Consider the following 20,351-nt stretch of genomic DNA (forward strand, 5'->3'; position numbering starts at 1 on the left):
TCTCGTGCAGTTGGTTGATCAAGCGCGGGAAAGGAAGGTAAGGCCCCGGAATGCGTGAAAGGCCCGATGTCAGGGAAAAGCGGATCGATCTGAACGTCCCTCAGGTGGCGGGCGCCGCACTGGCCGCGGTGGTGGCGGCCAAACTCGCCTCATACTTCGGGGTGTACGGCACGATCCTGGGCGCCGGTCTCGTCAGCGTGATCGCCACCTGCGGGGGCTCCGTCTTCCAGCACCTCTTCAGACGCACCGGGGAGCAGCTCAGGGAAGCGACGGTCACCTCCAAGACCCCTGCGCGGCAGCCGCCCCCGGCCCCGGGGGAGTTCACCGAGGGCACGGTCCATCGCGCCAAGGTCAGGAGCTGGAAACGCCCGGTGCTCGCCGCGGCTCTCGTCTTCGGGGTCACCATGGGCGGCATCACGGCGTACGAACTGGTCTCCGGCAGCAGCTTCAGCGGCGGTGACGGCACCACGGTCGGCAGCGCCGTCACCGGTCACGACTCCTCGCCGCCCTCGAACTCCGGCGACGACACCCCCACTTCGACCAGCTCGCCCATCCCGTCCACCCCGGCCGACGGCACCGACGGCACCACACCGTCGGACAGCGCCTCTTCGGACAGCGGTACGACGTCCAGCGCGACGCCGACTCCCAGTGCCTCGGACGACAGCGGCGACAGCGGCGACAGCGGTGGGACGCCGTCCGCCACGCCCGGCGAGTCGTCCGGCGCTACGAGCCCAACACCCTCCGCAAGTAGTCGTTCTGGAACAGACGCTCAGGATCGAGCCGATCCCGCAACGCCGTGAACTCGCCGAAGCGCGGGTAGACCCCGGCGAGGTACTCGGCGTCGCGCGTGTGCACCTTGCCCCAGTGCGGCCGCCCCTCGTGCGCGGTGAAGATGCGCTCGGCGGCGGTGAAGTACGCCTGGTACGGCGTGCCCTTGACCATGTGGACGGCGATGTACGCGCTGTCCCGGCCCGACGCGGTGGACAGTGTGATGTCGTCGGCCGGCGCCGTGCGCACCTCGACCGGGAAGCTGACCCTGAGGCCGGAGCGCTCGATCACGGCCTTCAACTCGCGCAGCGTCTCGGTGACGGCCTCGCGCGGGACGGCGTACTCCATCTCCACGAAGCGCACCCGGCGCGGTGATGTGAAGACCTTGTAGGGGATGTCGGTGTAGGTCCGCGCGGACAGGGCCTTGCTGGAGATCCGGGCGATGGCCGGGATGGTCGCGGGCGCCGCGCGGCCGACCCACTGGGCGACCTGGAAGACCCCGTTGGAGAGGAACTCGTCCTCGATCCAGCCCTGGAGCTGCGGCACCGGCTTCTCCGGGCCAGCGCTGCGGTTGTTGCGCTTGGTGTTGGTGCTGCCGGTGTGCGGGAACCAGTAGAACTCGAAGTGCTCGTTCTCGGCCCAGAGTTCGTCGAAGTCGGCGAGGACCTTGTCGAGGGGCATCGGCTCCTCGCGCGCGGTGAGCAGGAAGACCGGCTCCACGGCGAAGGTGATCGCGGTGACGATGCCGAGCGCGCCGAGGCCTGTCCGAGCGGCCGCGAAGACCTCGGGGTTCTCCTTCTCGGAGCAGCTGAGCACCGAGCCGTCGGCCGTGACCAGCTCCAGGCCCCTGATCTGGGCGGCGATGGAGCCCGACTCGCGGCCGGTGCCGTGGGTGCCCGTGCTGGTGGCGCCGGAGACGGTCTGCTCCATGATGTCGCCCATGTTCGCGAGCGACAGGCCCTCCCGCGCGAGCGCCATATTGAGTCTCTTGAGCGGGGTACCGGCCTCGACCGTGACCGTCATGGCATCACGATCAATGTTGCGGATACCGGTCAACAGTTGAGGGCGGATCAATACGCCGTCGGTGGCGGCAATGGACGTGAAGGAGTGCCCGGTCCCGACGGCCTTCACCCTCAGACCGTCCTCGGCCGCCTTCCGCACGGCGTCCGCGAGCTCCTCCACCGAGGCGGGAGTGACCTCCCGCGCGGGACGAGCGGAGACGTTTCCACCCCAGTTACGCCACGTGCCGTTCTTCCCGCTCGCTGTGCTGCCCAACGGTGCCTCCCCGACGCGGTGCCGGCCGCTTGAGCCGGCGGTACCCCAGGAAACCGACCGCGACCGCGACGGCCCCGGACACCGCCGGGACCCCGTACCCGGCGCGCGCCCCGGCCGCGTCGATGACCCACCCGGCCACGGAGGAGCCGAGCGCGACCCCGACCGCGAGCCCGGTACTGATCCAGGTCATCCCCTCGGTCAGCTGCGCGCGTGGTACGTGCTGCTCGATCAGGGACATCGTGGTGATCATCGTGGGAGCGATGGCCAGGCCCGCTACGAACAGCGCCACGGCCAGAAACGGCAAGTTTCCGACCAGTAGGAGGGGGATCATACTCACGGCCATCGCGCATATGCCCAGCAGCCAGCGAGGTTCGGGCGCCCCCTTGAAGTGCAGCAGCCCGAAGACCAGGCCGGCCGCACAGGAACCCGCCGCGTACAGGGCGAGCACGACGCTCGCGGCGCCCTTGTGGCCCTGCTCGTCCGCGAAGGCCACGGTGACCACGTCGACGGCCCCGAAGATGGCGCCGGTCGCCACGAAGGTGGCCACCAGGACCTGCAGCCCGGGGGAGCGCAGGGCGCTGCCGCCGTCGCCGTGCTTCTCGCGCGGGTGCGGGGCGGGCTCGGTGGCGCGCTGGGCGGTCAGCCAGAAGACACCGACCGCCAGGAAGCATGCGGCGAGCAGCGGCCCGGCCTCCGGGAACCAGGCCGTGGACAGGCCGATGGAGATGATCGGTCCGAAGATGAAGCAGATCTCGTCGACCACCGACTCGAACGAGTAGGCCGTGTGCAGCTGCGGCGTCCCCCGGTACAGCTCCGCCCACCGCGAGCGGATCATCGCGCCGATGCTCGGCACACACCCGATGCCGGCGCTGAACACGTACAGCGTCCAGTCCGGCCAGCCGTAGTGCGCCGCGAACAGCAGCCCGGCGGCCGAGAGAAGCGCGATCAGCGTCGCCGGGCGCAGTACCCGCCGCTGCCCGTACTGGTCGACCAGACGCGAGACCTGCGGACCCGCCACCGCGGCGGCCAGCGCGATGGTGGCCGACAGCGCGCCCGCCAGTCCGTACCGTCCGGTCAGCTGCGACACCATGGTCACCACGCCGATGCCCATCATCGACAGCGGCATCCGGCCGAGGAACCCCGCGGCGGAGAAGCCCTTGCTGCCGGGGGCGGCGAACAGGGCGAGATAGGGGCTCGGCACGGGGGTGGCTCCGGTCAGGAAAGGGTGGCTCGGCCGGTAAGGCGCGAATGCGGCGGATACAGCTTACGGAGTTAGGTGACCCTAATGCACCTGGCGGAGCGGTTTCGGAACTCCGTCCGTCACCCCGCCGTTTCCCGGCTGTCAGTACCGGATGACAGGATCGACCCATGCCAGACGCGCGCGATGCCACCCCCTACGACGCCCTGCTCCTGCTCTCGTTCGGCGGCCCGGAGGGCCCGGACGACGTCGTCCCGTTCCTGGAGAACGTGACGCGGGGGCGAGGCATCCCCAAGGAACGCCTGAAGGAGGTCGGCAGCCACTACTTCCTCTTCGGCGGGGTCAGCCCCATCAACGACCAGAACCGCGCCCTGCTGGACGCCCTGCGCAAGGACTTCGCCGACCACGGCCTGGACCTGCCGATCTACTGGGGCAACCGCAACTGGGCGCCGTATCTGACGGACACCCTGCGCGAGATGGTCGCCGACGGCCGGCGCCGCATCCTGGTCCTCGCCACGAGCGCGTACGCCTCGTACTCGGGCTGCCGCCAGTACCGCGAGAACCTCGCGGACTCGCTGGCCGCCCTGGAGGCCGAGGGCATCGAGCTCCCGAAGGTCGACAAGCTGCGGCACTACTTCAACCACGAGGGCTTCGTGGAGCCCATGATCGAGGGTGTGCTGCGATCCCTCGCCGACCTCCCCGAGGACGTCCGGGACGGCGCGCACATCGCGTTCTCGACCCACTCGATCCCGAACGCGTCGGCGGACACCTCCGGGCCGGTCGAGGACCACGGCGACGGCGGCGCGTACGTTGACCAGCACCTGGAGGTCTCGCGGCTGATCGCCGAGGCCGTCCGTGAGCGCACCGGCGTCGACCACCCCTGGCAGCTCGTCTACCAGTCGCGTTCCGGTGCCCCGCACATCCCGTGGCTGGAGCCGGACATCTGCGACCACCTGGAGGAGCGCCACGAGTCGGGCGTCCCCGCGGTCGTGATCGCCCCCATCGGCTTCGTCTCCGACCACATGGAGGTCCTCTACGACCTCGACACCGAGGCCAAGGCCAAGGCGGAGGAGCTGGGCCTGCCGATGCGCCGCTCGGCCACGGTGGGCGCCGACCCGCGCTTCGCCGCGGCGATCCGTGACCTGGTCCTGGAGCGCGCCTCGGTCGAGCACGGCCAGGAGGTCACCCCGTGCGCGCTGGGCGCCCTGGGCGCGAGCCACAACCTCTGCCCGGTCGGCTGCTGCCCGGCCCGCGCCCCCCGCCCGGCCGCCGCAGGCGTCGACAGCCCCTACGCGTGAGGAGCCCCGTGACCGACCCCCTGCACACCGAACTGCTGCGGCTCGCCCAGGAGGCCGCCCGCAAGGCCGGCGACCTGCTCCGGGACGGCCGCCCGGCCGACCTCGCGGTCGCCGCCACCAAGTCGAGCCCCATCGACGTCGTCACCGAGATGGACATCGCGGCGGAGAAGCTGATTACCGACCTGATCTCCGCCCACCGCCCCGACGACGGCTTCCTCGGCGAGGAGGGCGCCTCCAGCGAGGGCACGAGCGGCATCCGCTGGGTGATCGACCCGCTCGACGGCACGGTCAACTACCTGTACGGACTGCCCACTTGGGCCGTCTCCATCGCGGCCGAGCAGGACGGCGAGCGGGTGGTCGGCGTGGTCGCGGCCCCCATGCGGGGCGAGACGTACCACGCGGTGCGCGGCCAGGGTGCCTGGGCCACGGGCGCGTGGGAGGGCGAACGGAGGCTCGCCTGCCGCCCCGCGCCGCCGTTGGACCAGGCCCTGGTCTCCACGGGCTTCAACTACGTCCTGGAGGTCCGCAGCCACCAGGCCGAGGTGGTCCGCCGGCTGATCCCCGTCCTACGGGACATCCGGCGCGGCGGCTCAGCAGCCGTGGACCTGTGCGACGTGGCGGCAGGCCGCCTGGACGGCTACTACGAACGCGGCCTGAACCCCTGGGACCTGGCGGCGGGCGACCTGATCGCCCGGGAGGCGGGCGCCCTGACCGGTGGACGCCCCGGAGAACGCCCGAACGGCGATCTGGCCATCGCCGCCACCCCCGGCGTCTTCGAGGTCCTCCAGCGCCTCCTGGAGGACCTGGGCGCCTGGCACGACTGACACCGGTCCGAGCGACGGCAGTGACCGAGGCAGCGACCGTCGGCAGAACGGGCGAACCCCCGGCGCTGGATTCGCCGGGGGTTCGCTTTTCGTGCGCAGACGCTAGGCGCCGACCTCCACACCGTGCTCGGCGGCGAGGCGGCGCAGGTCGTCGAGCTCGGCCTGTTCCACCTCGACGAGGAAGTCGTCGCCCTCGTCGCGAGCCCGCGTCAGGTCGGACTCGGTCGTCCTTATGCGCTGCAGAAGTCCTGCGGTGAATGCGTCCATGCTGCGCCCCCTCGTCCTGGGTCGTGGGTCGGTGGCACGGGGGTGTGCCGATCGAAAGGGGCGATCACGCCTGAAGCAGATGCCCAGCGCTGCCCTGCTTGGCGGCGACGGCGCCGGACACCCACGCCCACTCTGCGGAAAGCGGATTGCGGTGTACCGCATGGTGCTGCGGCACATGCAGAGCGTGATCGCGGGGTGTAAAGCCGTCCTCCCCTCGCTCCCTCTTACGGAAACCTCAACCCGCCGAGAAAATCTGGCATTCCCGCGCTTCACACCTGTGCTTCACCCGGGCTCACACCTGCCCTTCAGACGGCGCCCACCCGCCTTACAGCCGACTTATGGCCGAAAAGGGCAGGATGGAGGTCAACACACTCACCGAAGCCCTGCCCGCGCGGGCCCAGAAGCGCTACGCGGGTGGACACAGGAAGGACAAGCGACGTGCGCGTACTCGTCGTCGAGGACGAGCAGCTGCTCGCCGATGCGGTGGCCACCGGACTGCGCCGGGAGGCCATGGCCGTCGACGTCGTGTACGACGGTGCGGCCGCCCTCGAGCGCATCGGCGTCAACGACTACGACGTGGTCGTCCTCGACCGCGACCTCCCCCTGGTGCACGGCGACGACGTCTGCCGCAAGATCGTCGAGCTCGGCATGCCCACCCGCGTGCTGATGCTCACCGCGTCCGGCGACGTCAGCGACCGGGTCGAGGGCCTGGAGATCGGCGCCGACGACTATCTGCCCAAACCCTTCGCGTTCAGCGAGCTCACGGCACGCGTGCGTGCCCTCGGCCGCCGCACCAGCGTGCCGCTGCCGCCCGTCCTGGAGCGCGCCGGCATCAAGCTCGACCCCAACCGCCGCGAGGTCTTCCGCGACGGCAAGGAAGTCCAGCTCGCGCCCAAGGAGTTCGCCGTCCTGGAGGTGCTGATGCGCTCCGAGGGTGCCGTCGTCTCCGCGGAGCAGCTTCTGGAGAAGGCCTGGGACGAGAACACCGACCCGTTCACCAACGTCGTCCGGGTCACCGTCATGACCCTGCGCCGCAAGCTGGGCGAACCGCCGGTCATCGTCACCGTCCCCGGCTCCGGTTACCGGATCTGATCCGCCGTGGCCGCCGCTCCCGCGCCTCCCCAGGCGCCCCCGAAGCCCACCTGGGACCCCCGGAGGGTCGAGCCGCCGTTCCCCTGGCTGCGTCCGACCATCCGGATACGGCTGACGCTGCTGTACGGCGGCATGTTCCTGATCGCCGGCATCCTGCTGCTGTCGATCATCTATCTGCTGGCGGCGCAGGCACTGAACGTGGGCAGTGAGCTGCCCTTCAAGATCACCGAAGGCAAGGTCACCAGCCAGGTCTGCGACCTGCCCACCCAGGCCACGCCGGACGTGTTCAACAACGCGATGAACAGCTGCGTCAACGAGCAGCGCCAGCACGCCCTCGACAACCTCCTCAGCCGCTCCCTCCTCGCCCTCCTCGGTCTCGCGATCATCGCCTTCGCCTTCGGCTACGCCATGGCCGGCCGGGTCCTGTCACCGCTCGGCCGGATCACCCGGACCGCCCGCGCGGTGGCCGGCTCGGACCTGTCACGGCGGATCGAGCTGGACGGACCGGACGACGAGCTGAAGGAGCTGGCCGACACCTTCGACGACATGCTGGAGCGCCTCCAGCGGGCCTTCACGGCCCAGCAGCGGTTCGTCGGCAACGCCTCGCACGAGCTGAGGACACCTCTCGCCATCAACCGCACGCTCCTGGAAGTGCACCTCTCCGACCCGGGCGCGCCCATGGAACTCCAGCAGCTCGGCAAGACACTGCTGGCCACCAACGAGCGCAGCGAGCAGCTCGTGGAGGGCCTGCTGCTGCTCGCCCGCAGCGACAACCAGATCGTCGAACGCAAGCCCGTCGACCTCGCAGAGGTCGCCGAGCAGGCCGTCGACCAGGTGCGCGCCGAGGCCGAGGCCAAGGGCGTCGAGATCCGGGGCGAGCGGCAGTCCGCGGTCGTCCAGGGCAACGGCGTCCTGCTGGAGCGGATCGCGCTGAACCTCGTCCAGAACGCCGTGCGGTACAACGTGACGGAAGAAGGCTGGGTCGAGGTCACCACCGAAATCCAGCACGGCCAGGCGCTCCTGGTCGTGTCGAACACCGGCCCGGTCGTGCCGGCGTACGAGATCGACAATCTCTTCGAGCCGTTCAAGCGGCTCAGGGGCGCCGATCGCACCGGCAGCGACAAGGGCGTCGGGCTCGGGCTGTCCATCGTCCGCTCGGTGGCCCGGGCGCACGGCGGGCACATCTACGCACAGCCGAGAGAGGGAGGAGGGCTCGTGATGCGGGTCACCCTCCCGATCTGAGATCATGTCGCCGACACAGCGGGGATGTTCGCTTTGCGCGGAATTTTCTGGGCACTCGTCGAGCTGCCCCGTGTGTGATCGATCACAACGGCGAATTTCCGGCCATCTACTGTCCGTGATCAAGGAGGCAGTCGGAAAGCCGGGAAAGTCCGGGTTTTCGAGGGGCTTGATCACGGGAAGTACACGGTGAGACGCCTTTGAAGTGCGGCATTCGGACCGTGTACGGTCCCCATCGCCATCCCAGCCGATCACTCATGAGGAGTCCGGTTGGGTGTCGATTGAGTAACAGACCTTGATGTGAGGCAAAATCTCCGCCTCGGGTCGGGCACAAGTCCGGCCTCTCACGCGTTACGTGCGCTGGAGACACCGCAGACACCCAGAGGGGGAGAGCGACATGGCAACGGATTACGACACCCCACGCAAGACCGACGACGACGTCGACTCGGACAGCCTTGAAGAGCTGAAGGCCAGGCGGAACGACAAGTCGACCTCCGCTGTGGACGTCGACGAGTTCGAGGCCGCCGAAGGCCTGGAGCTGCCCGGCGCGGACCTCTCGAACGAGGAGTTGGCCGTCCGGGTGCTGCCCAAGCAGCAGGACGAGTTCACCTGCATGAGCTGCTTCCTGGTGCACCACCGCAGCCAGCTGGCCCGGGAGAAGAACGGCCAGCCGATCTGCCGCGACTGCGACTGAGGACGGGTCGGCCGTGACTGGCTCGACCCCTCCCTGGAAGCGCCGCTCCCCCCTCCCGGGAGCGGACCAAGGGCCGTCCGACGGCCCTCACGGCGCGCGTGACGACGAGCGGGGCTCATCCGGTACAGCACCATCGGGTACGGGATCGGCCTCGCTCGAACCCGCGGGCGGCCGGGGTGACCTCCCGGCTCCCGTGGAGCACCCCGCACCCGTCGCCAGGCGGCGGGCCGCGGTGATCCGGGACAAGGTCGGAGAAGGCGTCCGCAGAGGCGGCAGCCGCGCCAGGGCAGGCCTGGCGTACCTCGCCGACCGGATCATCGACAACGCGCCCAGGATCCCCGTACGGGACCTCCAGACGCTCCGCAGGCAGTTCCCGGGCCTCGGACCCGAGGAACTCGCCGACAAGCTCGTGGCGGGCGCCGCGAACGCCACCTCGACCGTCGGGGCCGGCGTCGGCGCGGCCGCGATGCTGCCCGTACCGCCGGCGATGCCGACGGAGCTGGCCGCGGAGATCACCGGGGTCGCCGCGGTCGAGCTGAAGCTGATCGCCGAGCTCCACGAGATCTACGGCGTGCGGCCGCCGGGCACTCTCAAGGACCGCAGCACCGCGTATCTCAACTCCTGGTCGGGCGAGCGCGGCATCGACGTGACCAAGCCGTCGACGATCAACTCCGCCCTCAGCGGCCCGATGAAGAACCAGCTGCGCCAGCAGATCATGAAGCGCATGGTCCGGAACCTGCCGAACCTGATGCCGTTCATGGTCGGTGCGGCCGTGGGCGCGGTCATGAACCGCAGAGACACCAAGAAGCTCGCCGAGCGCATCCGCACCGACCTGCGGAAGATCCAGGTGTCCTGGGACGACCTCGACGGGCTCACGCCGCTGGAGACCCCGTCGCAGCCCCTGCAGATCGGGGACATCGCGAAGGAACTCGGGCACGGACACGGCAAAGACCACGGAACCCCGTAAGAGCTCCGTACCCGGTAAGGGTTCCGTGAGATTCCCGCCCCCGCGCAGGCCGCGGGGTGAAACCCCGCGCGAACGTTCTAGGCGGCGTCCCGCGCCTGCTTGATCGCCGCCGCCAGCCGCTCCGGCTCCCGCGTCGACAGATACAGGTACGGCGTCGGGTCCGCGGGGTCGGTGACCTCCACGCGCAGCGCCGTCGGGATGTAGGCGCGCAGCAGCAGGAAGGCGCGGGTGTCGGCCTTGTACGTGCGCCAGGCGCGCGCCTCCTCCGCGTCCAGTACCTCGGCGTCCCCCAACGCCGTGACCGGGATCTTCGCCTCCCCGGCGATCAGCGAGTCGCCCACCACGCGGATGCGCAGCGAGCCGTACGAGCTGGCCGCGACGGCCGCGACGGCCGTGCCGCCGGCCAGGCCGCCGAGCAGCGGCAGCGTGCCGAACGGCAGCAGGATCAGGGCGAAGGAGAGCCCGACCAGGCACGAGATGAGCCACCACGAGCGGGGGGCGGTGAGGCGTTCTTCGTAGGGGGTGGCGGAGAGCTGCATGAAGCCAAGCTTGGCACGGTGTTAGTAACCGGCCGACGCGCGGGTAAGGTCTGCGGCTGTGAGTGGTAGTTCCGCAGCTCTTCAGCCTCCCGCCGACGCCGTGCAGCCGGTACGTCATCCCGACGCGCCCGCACCCGGCGAGCTGCTCGGCGCGCACTACGGCCAGTGCTTCGGCTGCGGCGGCGAGCAGGCCCACGGGCTGCACCTGGCGGCCCGGGCCGGCGAAGGGGTCTCGGTCACCGCCGAGTTCACCGTGCGCCCCGCCCACCAGGGCGCCCCGGGCCTCGCGCACGGCGGCGTCCTCGCGACCGCCCTCGACGAGACGCTCGGCTCGCTGAACTGGCTGCTGCGCACGATCGCGGTGACCGGACGCCTGGAGACCGACTTCGTGCGCCCCGTCCCCGTGGGCACGGTGCTGTACCTGGAGGCCGAGGTCACGGCGGTCGCCGGGCGGAAGATCTACTCGACCGCCACCGGACGGATCGGCGGCCCCGAAGGGCCCGTCGCGGTCCGTGCCGAGGCGCTCTTCATCGAGGTGAAGGTCGACCACTTCATCGACAACGGCCGCCCGGAGGAGATCCGGGCCGCCATGGACGACCCGGACCAGGTCCGGCGTGCCCGTGCCTTCGAGGTGAACCCGTGAGCCGTGAACCCCTGAACGTGCTGATCCGGCGCGTCGACCCCGACGTACCGCTTCCGTCGTACGCGCACCCCGGTGACGCGGGGGCCGATCTGCGCACCACCGAGAGCCGTGAACTGAAGCCGGGCGAGCGAGCCGTGCTGCCCACGGGGGTGTCTGTGGCGCTTCCGGAGGGGTACGCGGCCTTCGTGCACCCCCGGTCCGGTCTGGCCGCGCGCTGCGGTGTCGCTCTGGTGAATGCCCCAGGGACGGTTGATGCCGGGTACCGTGGGGAGATCAAGGTGATCGTGGTGAATCTCGACCCGTATGAGCCGGTGCGGTTCGAGCGCTTCGACCGGATCGCCCAACTGGTCGTCCAGCGGGTCGAGCGGGTGAGCTTCCGGGAAGTCGCGGAGCTGCCCGACTCGGTGCGGGCCGAAGGGGGCTTCGGGTCCACCGGAGGCCATGCCTCGGTGGCCGGTACGAACAGCACAAGCGGTCAGGCCGCCGACGGCGGCCGGGCGGGTGGGAATCGATACGCTTCGGTCGTATCCGACCGGGAAGGACAGTGACGTGTTCGGACGTCGCAAGAAGAAGGATGCCGCCGAGGGCGCGGCCGGCGAGGCCGAGCAGGTCGTCGACAGTGTCGACACTGAGGCGGACGAAGACGGCACGCGCGAGCGTGTGAGGCTCGAGCCCGAGCCGCGGCCCGACGGGCCCTGGGACGACTCCGAGGTCCGCGAGCCCGGCGAGGGCCGCGTGGACCTGGGTGGCCTCTTCGTGCCCGGTGTCGACGGCATGGAGCTGCGGGTCGAGGTCGCGGGTGACGCGATCGTCGCGGCGACCGTCGTGCTGCGCGACAGCGCCGTCCAGCTCCAGGCCTTCGCCGCGCCCAAGCGCGAGGGCATCTGGGGCGAGGTGCGCGAGGAGATCGCCGGCGGCATCACCCAGCAGGGCGGCATCGTCGACGAGGTCGAGGGTCCGCTGGGCTGGGAGCTGCGTGCCCAGGTGCCGGTGCAGCTGCCGGACGGCACGGGCGGTTTCCAGGTCGTGCGGTTCGTCGGTGTGGACGGTCCGCGCTGGTTCCTGCGCGGTGTGATCTCGGGCCAGGGCGCGGTGCAGCCGCAGGCCGCCGGTCTGCTGGAGCAGATCTTCCGCGACACGGTCGTGGTCCGCGGCGAGGGCCCGATGGCGCCCCGCGACCCGATCGTCCTGAAGCTGCCGAACGACGCGCAGATGGTGCCCGAGGGCATCCAGCAGCAGGATCAGGAAGGCTCCCGCTTCTCCGGCGGCATGGGCCAGCTGCAGCGCGGCCCGGAGATCACCGAGGTCCGGTAGCAGCCAGAGCGTTCAAGGGCCGCACCCCCGTCACGGGGGTGCGGCCCTTTGCCGTCCGCCTTCTGCCGTCCACCCTTCGCCGTCCACGAACCTCGTGCGCGGACTCTTGACGACGCATTGGTCTGTACCTACCGTCTCGGCCCAACGCGTCTGTTCATAAAGGCGCTTCACGTTCACATACGAGAACGGAAGGCCCCCCACGCATGCGCAGAACCGCTCTCTTCGCGGCCGTGGCCGCCCTCGTCGCCGGTGCCCTCGCCTGGCCCGCCGACGCCGCCCCTGCCACCTTCACTCACCCCGGAGTCACCGTCTCCAAGGGGCAGTTGGACTTCACCCGCACCAAGGTCAACGCCGGCGCCCAGCCCTGGAAGGGCGCCTTCGACCAGATGCTGGCGAGCAAGTACGCCGATCTGAACCGCACCCCCAAGCCCCGCGCGGTCGTCGAGTGCGGCTCGTACTCGAACCCCAACTACGGCTGCACCGACGAACGCGAGGACGCCATAGCGGCGTACACCCAGGCGCTCGCCTGGTACATCACCCGCGACGAGCGCTACGCCAAGAAGTCGATCCAGCTGATGGACGCCTGGTCGGCCGTCATCACGGACCACACCAACAGCAACGCACCCCTGCAGACCGGCTGGGCGGGCTCCTCCTGGCCGAAGGCCGCCGAGATCATCAAGCACACGTACACCGGCGGCTGGGCGGGCTCCGGGCGCTTCGCGACCATGCTCCGCAACGTCTACCTCCCCGAGATCATCAACGGCTCCAACTCCAACGGCAATTGGGAGCTGTCGATGATGGAGGCCGCCGTCGGCATCTCCGTCTTCCTGGAGGACAAGACGTCGTACGACAAGGCCATGGCGAAGTTCCGGACCCGCACCGCCGCCTACGTGTACCTCGCCTCCGACGGCGAGCTGCCGAAGACCGTGCCCAGCCAGAACCTCGACACCCGGGACAAGGTCGTCAGGTACTGGCAGGGGCAGTCCACCTTCGTCACCGGGCTCACCCAGGAGACCTGCCGGGACCTCACGCACACCGGGTACGGCATCTCGGCGATCTCGCACGTCGCCGAGACCAGCCGGATCCAGGGGCAGGACCTCTACGGCACCGATGTGGGGGAGCGGCTGCGGCAGGCGCTCGGGTTCCAGGCCAAGTACGAGCTCGGCACGGCCGTGCCGAGCTGGCTGTGCGGCGGCGCCCTGCACCTGGGGCTCGGGCCGGTGACCGAGGTCGGGTACAACGCCCTGCACAACCGGCTCGGCATCGCCATGAGCAACACCCGGACGCTGACCGAGCGGAACCGTCCGGCGGCCGGCAACAACCTGTTCGTGGCCTGGGAGACCCTCACCCACGGGGACAACCTGAGCTGAAAACGTTGATCGACCGGGCGTCCGGTGGGGATACTGGCGCCCGGTCTTCACGGGGGAACGGGGGAGGGGCTCATGAGCCAGGTGGTCACCGAGACCATGGTGCGGGTGGAGAACGTCCACAAGTCCTTCGGGCGGGGCGCCGGAGTCGTCCACGCCCTGCGCGGGGTCTCCTTCGAGGTGCCGCGCGGTGAACTCGTCGCGCTCAAGGGGCGGTCGGGGTCGGGGAAGACCACGCTCCTCAACATCGTCGGCGGGCTCGACACCCCCGACGAGGGGCTGATCGAGGTCGGCGGGCGGGATCTCGCCGGGCTCGACGAGGAGGGGCTGCTGGCCCTGCGCCGCGATCACATCGGATTCGTCTTCCAGTCCTTCGGGCTCATCCCGATCCTCACCGCCGCCGAGAACGTCGGGGTGCCGATGCGGCTGCGCCGGGAGGACCCACGCGCGCGTGAGGAGCGCGTCGAGCTGCTGCTGTCCCTGGTGGGCCTCGCCGACCACGCCGGACAGCGGCCCACCGAGCTCTCCGGCGGCCAGCAGCAGCGGGTCGCCATCGCCCGCGCCCTCGCCAACAACCCCTCGCTCCTGATCGCCGACGAGCCGACCGGCCAGCTCGACGCGGAGACCGGGCACGGCGTGATGGAGCTGCTGCGGGCCGTCGTACGCAGCGAGAACGTCACCGCGCTGGTCGCCACGCACGACGCGACCCTGCTGGACCTGGCCGACCGGGTCCTGGAGCTGAGCGACGGGGAGATCGTCGAGGTCTGAGCCGCCTCACGGGTGCCGTCAGGGTTGCGTCAAATACCGCCCCTGCGGCCGCCCCCGGACCCATTTGTCGGAATTGCTGGTCGTAAGGTCGACGCTGCGCAGGCAGCAGAGGCCGGAAGACAATGGGAACCATGGGACGCGGCAAGCTTCGGATCTATCTCGGTGCGGCACCGGGCGTCGGCAAGACGTACGCGATGCTCTCCGAGGCACACCGGCGTGTCGAACGGGGGACCGACTGTGTGGTGGCCTTCGTGGAGTGCCACGGCCGGACGCGCACCGAGGTGATGCTGCACGGCCTGGAGCAGATCCCGCGCCGGGAGCTGGCGTACCGGGGAAGCACCTTCGAGGAGATGGACGTCGACGCCGTGCTGCGCCGCGCCCCCGCCGTCGCCCTGGTGGACGAACTCGCCCACACCAACATCCCCGGCTCCCGCAACGCCAAGCGCTGGCAGGACGTCGAGGAACTCCTGGCGGCCGGGATCGACGTCATATCGACCGTCAACATCCAGCATCTGGAGTCGCTGGGCGACGTCGTCGAGTCGATCACCGGGGTGCGACAGCGCGAGACCGTGCCCGACGAGGTCGTCAGACGGGCCGACCAGATCGAGCTGGTCGACATGTCGCCGCAGGCGCTGCGGCGGCGGATGGCGCACGGCAACATCTACCAGCCCGACAAGGTCGACGCGGCCCTCTCGAACTACTTCCGGCCCGGAAACCTCACCGCCCTGCGCGAGCTGGCGCTGCTGTGGGTGGCCGACCGGGTCGACGAGTATCTGAAGCAGTACCGCAACGAGCACCAGGTCTCGAAGATCTGGGGCTCGCGGGAGCGGATCGTGGTCGGGCTGACCGGCGGCCCGGAGGGACGGACGCTCATCCGCCGGGCCGCGCGGCTCGCGGAGAAGGGCGCGGGCGGTGAGGTGCTGGCCGTGTACATAGCCCGCAGCGACGGGCTGACCGCCGCCTCGCCCAAGGAACTCGCCGTCCAGCGCACCCTCGTCGAGGACCTCGGCGGCACCTTCCACCACGTCGTCGGCGACGACATACCCGCGGCGCTGCTCGCCTTCGCGCGCGGAGTCAACGCCACCCAGATCGTCCTCGGGTCCTCCCGCCGCAAGACCTGGCAGTACGTCTTCGGCCCCGGCGTGGGCACCACGGTCGCCCGGGACTCCGGGCCCGACCTCGACGTCCACATCGTCACCCACGACGAGGTCGCCAAGGGACGCGGACTGCCCGTCGCACGCGGCGCACGCCTCGGACGGGCCCGGATCATCTGGGGCTGGGCGGTCGGGGTGATCGGCCCGGCGATCATGGCCGTGCTGCTCAGCGCCGTCCATCTCGGCCTCGCCAACGACATGCTGCTGTTCCTGACCGTGACCGTGGCGGCCGCCCTGGTCGGCGGACTGCTGCCCGCGCTGGCCTCGGCCGCGGTCGGCTCCCTGCTGCTGAACTACTTCTACACACCACCCCTGCACCACTGGACGATCGCCGACCCCAAGAACATCGTCGCCATCGTGATCTTCGTCGGGGTCGGGATCTCGGTGGCCTCGGTGGTCGACCTCGCCGCCCGCCGCACCCACCAGGCCGCCCGGCTGCGGGCCGAGTCGGAGATCCTCTCCTTCCTCGCGGGCAACGTGCTGCGCGGCGAGACCAGCCTGGAGGAGCTGCTGGAGCGGGTCCGGGAGACCTTCGGGATGGAATCGGCGGCGCTGCTGGAGCGGCGCAGCGACGTCGAACCCTGGACGTGCGCGGGCCGGGCCGGCTTCGGGCGCCCGGTGGAGCGGCCGGAGGAAGCGGACGTGGACGTGCCCGTCGGCGACCACATGGCGCTCGCCCTGATCGGCCGGGTGCTGCCCGCCGAGGACCGCCGGGTGCTGGCCGCCTTCGCCGCCCAGGCCGCGGTCGCCCTGGACCGGCGGCGCCTCCAGGAGGAGGCCGACCAGGCGCGCGCCCTGGCCGAGGGCAACCGGATCCGGACCGCGCTGCTCGCCGCCGTCAGCCATGACCTGCGGACCCCGCTGGCCGGCATCAAGGCGTCGGTGTCCTCGCTGCGCTCCGATGACGTGGCGTGGTCCGAGGAGGACCAGGCCGAGCTCCTCGAAGGCATCGAGGAGGGCGCCGACCGGCTGGACCACCTCGTGGGCAACCTCCTCGACATGTCCCGGCTCCAGACCGGCACCGTCACGCCCCTGATCCGCGAGATCGACCTCGACGAGGTGGTGCCGATGGCGCTCGGCGGGGTGCCGGAGGACAGCGTCGAGCTGGACATCCCCGAGACGCTGCCCATGGTCGCCGTGGACGCGGGGCTCCTGGAGCGGTCCATGGCCAACCTGATCGAGAACGCCGTCAAGTACAGCCCGCCCGGCAAGGCCGTCCTGGTGTCCGCCAGCGCCATCGCCGACCGCGTCGAGGTCCGGATCGTCGACCGCGGCCCCGGCGTCCCCGACGAGGCCAAGGAACGCATCTTCGCGCCCTTCCAGCGGTACGGCGACGCCCCGCGCGGCGCCGGGGTCGGGCTCGGGCTCGCGGTCGCCCGGGGCTTCGCCGAGGCGATGGGCGGCACGCTGAACGCCGAGGACACGCCGGGCGGCGGCCTCACCATGGTCCTCACACTCCGGGCCGCGGACGCGCGTCCGGAACTCTTCTCGGAACACCTCGCAGAAGCAGAAGCAGAACCGGAAAGGCAGGTCACATGACCCGGGTGCTCGTGATCGAAGACGAGCCGCAGATCGTGCGCGCCCTCGTGATCAACCTCAAGGCCCGCAAGTACGAGGTCGACGCCGCCCATGACGGCGCCACCGCCCTCCGCCTCGCCGCGGCCCGCCACCCTGACGTGGTCGTCCTCGACCTCGGCCTGCCCGACATGGACGGCGTCGAGGTGATCCGGGGCCTGCGCGGCTGGACCCGGGTGCCGATCCTGGTGCTCTCCGCCCGGCACTCCTCCGACGAGAAGGTCGAGGCCCTCGACGCGGGCGCCGACGACTACGTCACCAAGCCCTTCGGCATGGACGAGCTGCTCGCCCGGCTGCGGGCGGCGGTCCGGCGGGCCGAGCCGGTCGGTCCCGGCGAGGACGACGTGACCACGGTGGAGACTGAGGAGTTCACCGTCGACCTCGCCGCGAAGAAGGTGAACCGGGCCGGCAAGGACGTACGCCTGACCCCCACGGAGTGGCATCTGCTGGAGGTGCTGGTGCGCAACACCGGCCGTCTGGTGAGCCAGAAGCAGCTGCTGCAGGAGGTGTGGGGCCCGTCGTACGGGACCGAGACCAACTACCTGCGGGTGTACATGGCACAGCTGCGCCGGAAGCTGGAGGCGGATCCGTCGCACCCGAAGCACTTCATCACGGAACCGGGGATGGGGTATCGATTCGAGGGCTAGTACCGCGGGTACGAAGGTGTCAGTGCTCCCCGGTACGCTTCACATATGAGTGCTGTTCCGCGTTCCGAAAAGCCGGTGGGCCGGTTCCGGCGCATGCTCGACCGGCTTTCCTCGTCCCAGGAGGACCTGGAGTCAAAGGAGCTGCGGGAGGACGCCGAGACCGCAGGCTGCATCAAGATCGGTGACTGCCATGACCGACAGGTCGTGACCGTTACTGGTACCTTGCGCACGGTCACGCTGCGCCCCCGGGCCGGTGTCCCGGCACTGGAGGCCGAGCTGTTCGACGGCTCCGCCGCACTGGACGTGGTGTGGCTCGGCAGGCGCTCCATCGTGGGGATCGAGCCTGGGCGCAAGCTGATCGCATCGGGCCGGATCTCGATGAGCCGGGGCCGCCGGGTGCTGTTCAACCCGAAATACGAACTGAGACCCCTCGGTAGGGAGTAGCCGGTGACGTCGCTCGACAAGCCGACCGAAGACACTGAGCAGCATGATTCGCGGGCGGTGACCGAGGCCGCGCTGTTCGAGGCCTTCGGGGGCCTGCGGGGCATGGTCGAAACGGTGCTGCCCGGCCTCCTCTTCGTCACGATCTACACGATCAACAAGGACCTCCACATGTCCGCGATCGCCGCGCTCGCGGTGTCGCTGCTGCTGGTCGTGGTCCGCCTCGTGATGAGGGACACCGTCAAGCACGCCTTCAGCGGTGTCTTCGGCGTCGCCTTCGGTGTCGTCTTCGCGATGATGACCGGCAACGCGAAGGACTTCTATCTGCCGGGCATGCTCTACACGCTGGGCCTCGGCCTCGCGTACATCATCACGACCCTGTGCGGAGTCCCGCTGATCGGCCTCATCCTCGGCCCGGTCTTCAAGGAGAACCTCTCCTGGCGCACCCGCAACCCGGGCCGCAAGAAGGCGTACGCCAAGGCCAGTTACGCGTGGGGCGCGATCCTGCTCGCCAAGTGCGCGATCCTCTTCCCGCTGTACTGGTGGGCCGACACCACCCAGTTCGGCTGGGTCCTGATCGCCCTGAAGATCCCGCCCTTCCTGCTGGCGGTCTGGCTGACGTGGGTCTTCCTCGCGAAGGCTCCGGCGCCCATCGACGTGTTCGCCGAGATGGAGGCCGCCGAGAAGGCGGAGGAGGAGCGCAAGGCCGCGGCTCGCTCGGCCGAGTAGCCGGTACGACGACGGAGGGCGCCCCGATCACTCGGGGCGCCCTCCGTCGTCGTACCGCCGGAGAACCTCAGCTCGACGCGTCCTCGCGGCGCACCGACAGCAGGTCCTCCAGTTGCTCCTCGCGGGCCGGAGCCGCCACGAAGAGGAGTTCGTCGCCGGCCTCCAGGGAGTCGTCCTGGGTCGGGGTCAGGACTCGGTTGCCGCGGATGATGGTCACCAGGGAGGTGTCCTGGGGCCACTCCACGTCGCCGACCTGGGTGCCGGCCAGGGCCGACTCCTCCGGGAGGGTGAGCTCGACCAGGTTCGCGTCGCCGTGGCTGAAGCGCAGCAGGCGGACCAGGTCGCCCACCGAGACAGCTTCTTCGACCAGGGCCGACATCAGGCGCGGGGTCGAGACGGCGACGTCCACGCCCCAGGACTCGTTGAACAGCCACTCGTTCTTGGGGTTGTTCACCCGGGCGACGACACGCGGGACGCCGTACTCCGTCTTGGCGAGGAGGGAGACGACCAGGTTCACCTTGTCGTCGCCCGTCGCGGCGATCACGACGTTGCAGCGCTGGAGTGCCGCCTCGTCCAGGGAGGTGATCTCGCAGGCGTCGGCCAGCAGCCACTCCGCCTGGGGGACCCGCTCGACCGAGATGGCGGTCGGGGCCTTGTCGACGAGAAGGACCTCGTGGCCGTTCTCCAGCAGTTCGCCCGCGATCGAGCGGCCGACCGCGCCGGCACCGGCAATGGCGACCCTCATCAGTGACCGCCCTCCTCTTCGGGACCCTTGGCGAAGGACGCCTCGACCTTGTCGACCTCGTCGGTGCGCATCATCACGTGCACCAGGTCGCCCTCCTGCAGCACCGTCTGCGAGCTGGGCAGGATCGCCTCGCCGAGGCGGGTCAGGAACGCCACGCGGACGCCCGTCTCCTCCTGGAGGCGGCTGACCCGCTGGCCCACCCAGGCGGCGGAGGTGTGCACCTCGGCCAGCTGGACGCCGCCGGTGGGGTCGCGCCACAGCGGCTCGGCGCCGGACGGCAGCAGACGGCGCAGCATCTGGTCGGCGGTCCAGCGGACCGTGGCGACCGTCGGGATGCCCAGGCGCTGGTAGACCTCGGCGCGCCGGGGGTCGTAGATACGGGCCGCGACGTTCTCGATGCCGAACATCTCGCGGGCGACACGCGCCGCGATGATGTTGGAGTTGTCACCGCTGGAGACGGCGGCGAAGGCGCCGGCCTCCTCGATGCCCGCCTCGCGCAGGGTGTCCTGGTCGAAGCCGACCCCGGTGACGCGCCGGCCTCCGAACCCGGAGCCCAGTCGTCGGAAGGCGGTGGGGTCCTGGTCGATCACGGCGACCGTGTGCCCCTGTTGCTCCAGGGTTTGAGCGAGAGCGGAACCCACTCGCCCGCAACCCATGATGACGATGTGCACGACCGTCCTTCCGATGTCCGATGCAAGAGTCGTGTGTCAAGAGTCGTTGACTTGGCCTTAACAGGGTCTCAGACCGTCGCCCAAGCTACACATGCGCGTCCGTCGTGGGCACCCCTGTGCGAGCCCGGACGATCAG

At 70.2% G+C, this 20,351-nt stretch carries 22 protein-coding genes; 16 read left to right on the forward strand and 6 right to left on the reverse strand.

All coding sequences use genetic code 11. From position 1 onward, the window contains the following. Nucleotides 1–50 precede the first annotated feature (50 nt). Nucleotides 51–800: a hypothetical protein gene (locus PH203_RS05450; protein ID WP_289916869.1), complete on the forward strand. Its 750-nt coding sequence runs from the start codon at nucleotides 51–53 to the stop codon at nucleotides 798–800. Here the strand turns inward: PH203_RS05450 and PH203_RS05455 are convergent. After that, nucleotides 724–2,043: a D-arabinono-1,4-lactone oxidase gene (locus tag PH203_RS05455; protein WP_289916870.1), complete on the reverse strand. Its 1,320-nt coding sequence runs from the start codon at nucleotides 2,041–2,043 to the stop codon at nucleotides 724–726. The genes PH203_RS05450 and PH203_RS05455 overlap by 77 nt on opposite strands. After that, nucleotides 2,003–3,244 (reverse strand): MFS transporter, encoded by a 1,242-nt coding sequence (locus PH203_RS05460; protein ID WP_289916872.1) that lies wholly within the window; start codon nucleotides 3,242–3,244, stop codon nucleotides 2,003–2,005. The genes PH203_RS05455 and PH203_RS05460 overlap by 41 nt, the downstream gene beginning before the upstream one ends. Before the next feature lie 167 nt (nucleotides 3,245–3,411). Here PH203_RS05460 and PH203_RS05465 point away from each other — a divergent pair, with 167 nt between their 5' ends. After that, nucleotides 3,412–4,539, forward strand: a complete 1,128-nt coding sequence (locus tag PH203_RS05465; protein ID WP_289916873.1) for a ferrochelatase — start codon at nucleotides 3,412–3,414, stop codon at nucleotides 4,537–4,539. A gap of 8 nt (nucleotides 4,540–4,547) precedes the next feature. Further along, the gene (locus tag PH203_RS05470; protein WP_289916875.1) at nucleotides 4,548–5,363 is read left to right on the forward strand and encodes an inositol monophosphatase family protein; all 816 of its coding nucleotides are present in this window, start codon (nucleotides 4,548–4,550) and stop codon (nucleotides 5,361–5,363) included. A 102-nt stretch (nucleotides 5,364–5,465) separates the two neighbouring features. Here the strand turns inward: PH203_RS05470 and PH203_RS05475 are convergent, their stop codons facing one another. Then, on the reverse strand, nucleotides 5,466–5,630 hold the full coding sequence (locus tag PH203_RS05475) for a hypothetical protein (RefSeq protein ID WP_242764828.1): 165 nt from the start codon (nucleotides 5,628–5,630) through the stop codon (nucleotides 5,466–5,468). 438 nt (nucleotides 5,631–6,068) lie between these two features. On the opposite strand from PH203_RS05475, the gene PH203_RS05480 reads away from it, so the two are divergent. From PH203_RS05480 to PH203_RS05495, 4 genes are all read left to right on the forward strand, one after another. Continuing rightward, nucleotides 6,069–6,722, forward strand: coding sequence for a response regulator transcription factor (locus PH203_RS05480; RefSeq protein ID WP_007385219.1), 654 nt, complete (start codon nucleotides 6,069–6,071; stop codon nucleotides 6,720–6,722). 6 nt (nucleotides 6,723–6,728) lie between these two features. Then, nucleotides 6,729–7,964 carry a HAMP domain-containing sensor histidine kinase gene (locus tag PH203_RS05485; protein WP_289916917.1) on the forward strand — a complete coding sequence of 412 codons (1,236 nt, stop codon included), beginning with the start codon at nucleotides 6,729–6,731 and terminating at the stop codon, nucleotides 7,962–7,964. A 394-nt stretch (nucleotides 7,965–8,358) separates the two neighbouring features. Then, nucleotides 8,359–8,655 carry a DUF4193 domain-containing protein gene (locus tag PH203_RS05490; protein WP_005481602.1) on the forward strand — a complete coding sequence of 99 codons (297 nt, stop codon included), beginning with the start codon at nucleotides 8,359–8,361 and terminating at the stop codon, nucleotides 8,653–8,655. A gap of 13 nt (nucleotides 8,656–8,668) precedes the next feature. After that, entirely contained in the window at nucleotides 8,669–9,622 is a 954-nt protein-coding gene (locus PH203_RS05495; protein ID WP_289917005.1) for a hypothetical protein, read from the forward strand. Nucleotides 9,623–9,699: 77 nt separating this feature from the next. On the opposite strand, the gene PH203_RS05500 is transcribed toward PH203_RS05495, so the two are convergent. Further along, entirely contained in the window at nucleotides 9,700–10,161 is a 462-nt protein-coding gene (locus tag PH203_RS05500) for a DUF3093 domain-containing protein (protein ID WP_289917006.1), read from the reverse strand. A 58-nt stretch (nucleotides 10,162–10,219) separates the two neighbouring features. On the opposite strand from PH203_RS05500, the gene PH203_RS05505 reads away from it, so the two are divergent. The 9 genes from PH203_RS05505 (at nucleotide 10,220) to PH203_RS05545 (ending at nucleotide 18,799) form a co-directional block, all read left to right on the forward strand. Continuing rightward, complete coding sequence (locus tag PH203_RS05505) at nucleotides 10,220–10,804, forward strand: PaaI family thioesterase (RefSeq protein ID WP_289917008.1); 585 nt, start codon at nucleotides 10,220–10,222, stop codon at nucleotides 10,802–10,804. Continuing rightward, the gene (dut, locus tag PH203_RS05510; protein WP_289917010.1) at nucleotides 10,801–11,352 is read left to right on the forward strand and encodes a dUTP diphosphatase; all 552 of its coding nucleotides are present in this window, start codon (nucleotides 10,801–10,803) and stop codon (nucleotides 11,350–11,352) included. Before PH203_RS05505 ends, dut begins: the two co-directional genes overlap by 4 nt. A 1-nt stretch (nucleotide 11,353) precedes the next feature. Then, complete coding sequence (locus PH203_RS05515) at nucleotides 11,354–12,118, forward strand: DUF3710 domain-containing protein (protein ID WP_289917012.1); 765 nt, start codon at nucleotides 11,354–11,356, stop codon at nucleotides 12,116–12,118. A gap of 203 nt (nucleotides 12,119–12,321) precedes the next feature. Next, nucleotides 12,322–13,488, forward strand: coding sequence for an alginate lyase family protein (locus PH203_RS05520; protein ID WP_289917013.1), 1,167 nt, complete (start codon nucleotides 12,322–12,324; stop codon nucleotides 13,486–13,488). 72 nt (nucleotides 13,489–13,560) lie between these two features. After that, nucleotides 13,561–14,253: an ABC transporter ATP-binding protein gene (locus PH203_RS05525; protein ID WP_289917014.1), complete on the forward strand. Its 693-nt coding sequence runs from the start codon at nucleotides 13,561–13,563 to the stop codon at nucleotides 14,251–14,253. A gap of 131 nt (nucleotides 14,254–14,384) precedes the next feature. Beyond that, a complete protein-coding gene (locus PH203_RS05530) occupies nucleotides 14,385–16,946 on the forward strand; it encodes a sensor histidine kinase KdpD (RefSeq protein ID WP_289917015.1) in 2,562 nt (853 codons plus the stop codon). Further along, nucleotides 16,943–17,629 (forward strand): response regulator, encoded by a 687-nt coding sequence (locus tag PH203_RS05535; protein WP_289917017.1) that lies wholly within the window; start codon nucleotides 16,943–16,945, stop codon nucleotides 17,627–17,629. Before PH203_RS05530 ends, PH203_RS05535 begins: the two co-directional genes overlap by 4 nt. Before the next feature lie 45 nt (nucleotides 17,630–17,674). Continuing rightward, on the forward strand, nucleotides 17,675–18,073 hold the full coding sequence (locus PH203_RS05540) for an OB-fold nucleic acid binding domain-containing protein (protein ID WP_289917020.1): 399 nt from the start codon (nucleotides 17,675–17,677) through the stop codon (nucleotides 18,071–18,073). A 3-nt stretch (nucleotides 18,074–18,076) separates the two neighbouring features. Continuing rightward, complete coding sequence (locus tag PH203_RS05545; protein ID WP_289917022.1) at nucleotides 18,077–18,799, forward strand: DUF3159 domain-containing protein; 723 nt, start codon at nucleotides 18,077–18,079, stop codon at nucleotides 18,797–18,799. Nucleotides 18,800–18,866: 67 nt separating this feature from the next. Here PH203_RS05545 and PH203_RS05550 read toward each other — a convergent pair whose 3' ends face one another. Together PH203_RS05550 and PH203_RS05555 are read right to left on the reverse strand one after the other, a co-directional pair. Further along, the gene (locus PH203_RS05550; RefSeq protein ID WP_289917024.1) at nucleotides 18,867–19,544 is read right to left on the reverse strand and encodes a TrkA family potassium uptake protein; all 678 of its coding nucleotides are present in this window, start codon (nucleotides 19,542–19,544) and stop codon (nucleotides 18,867–18,869) included. Beyond that, nucleotides 19,544–20,215: a TrkA family potassium uptake protein gene (locus tag PH203_RS05555; RefSeq protein ID WP_289917026.1), complete on the reverse strand. Its 672-nt coding sequence runs from the start codon at nucleotides 20,213–20,215 to the stop codon at nucleotides 19,544–19,546. The genes PH203_RS05550 and PH203_RS05555 overlap by 1 nt, the downstream gene beginning before the upstream one ends. Nucleotides 20,216–20,351 lie beyond the last annotated feature (136 nt).

The organism is Streptomyces sp. S.PB5 (genome assembly GCF_030403745.1).
GTDB lineage: Bacteria > Actinomycetota > Actinomycetes > Streptomycetales > Streptomycetaceae > Streptomyces.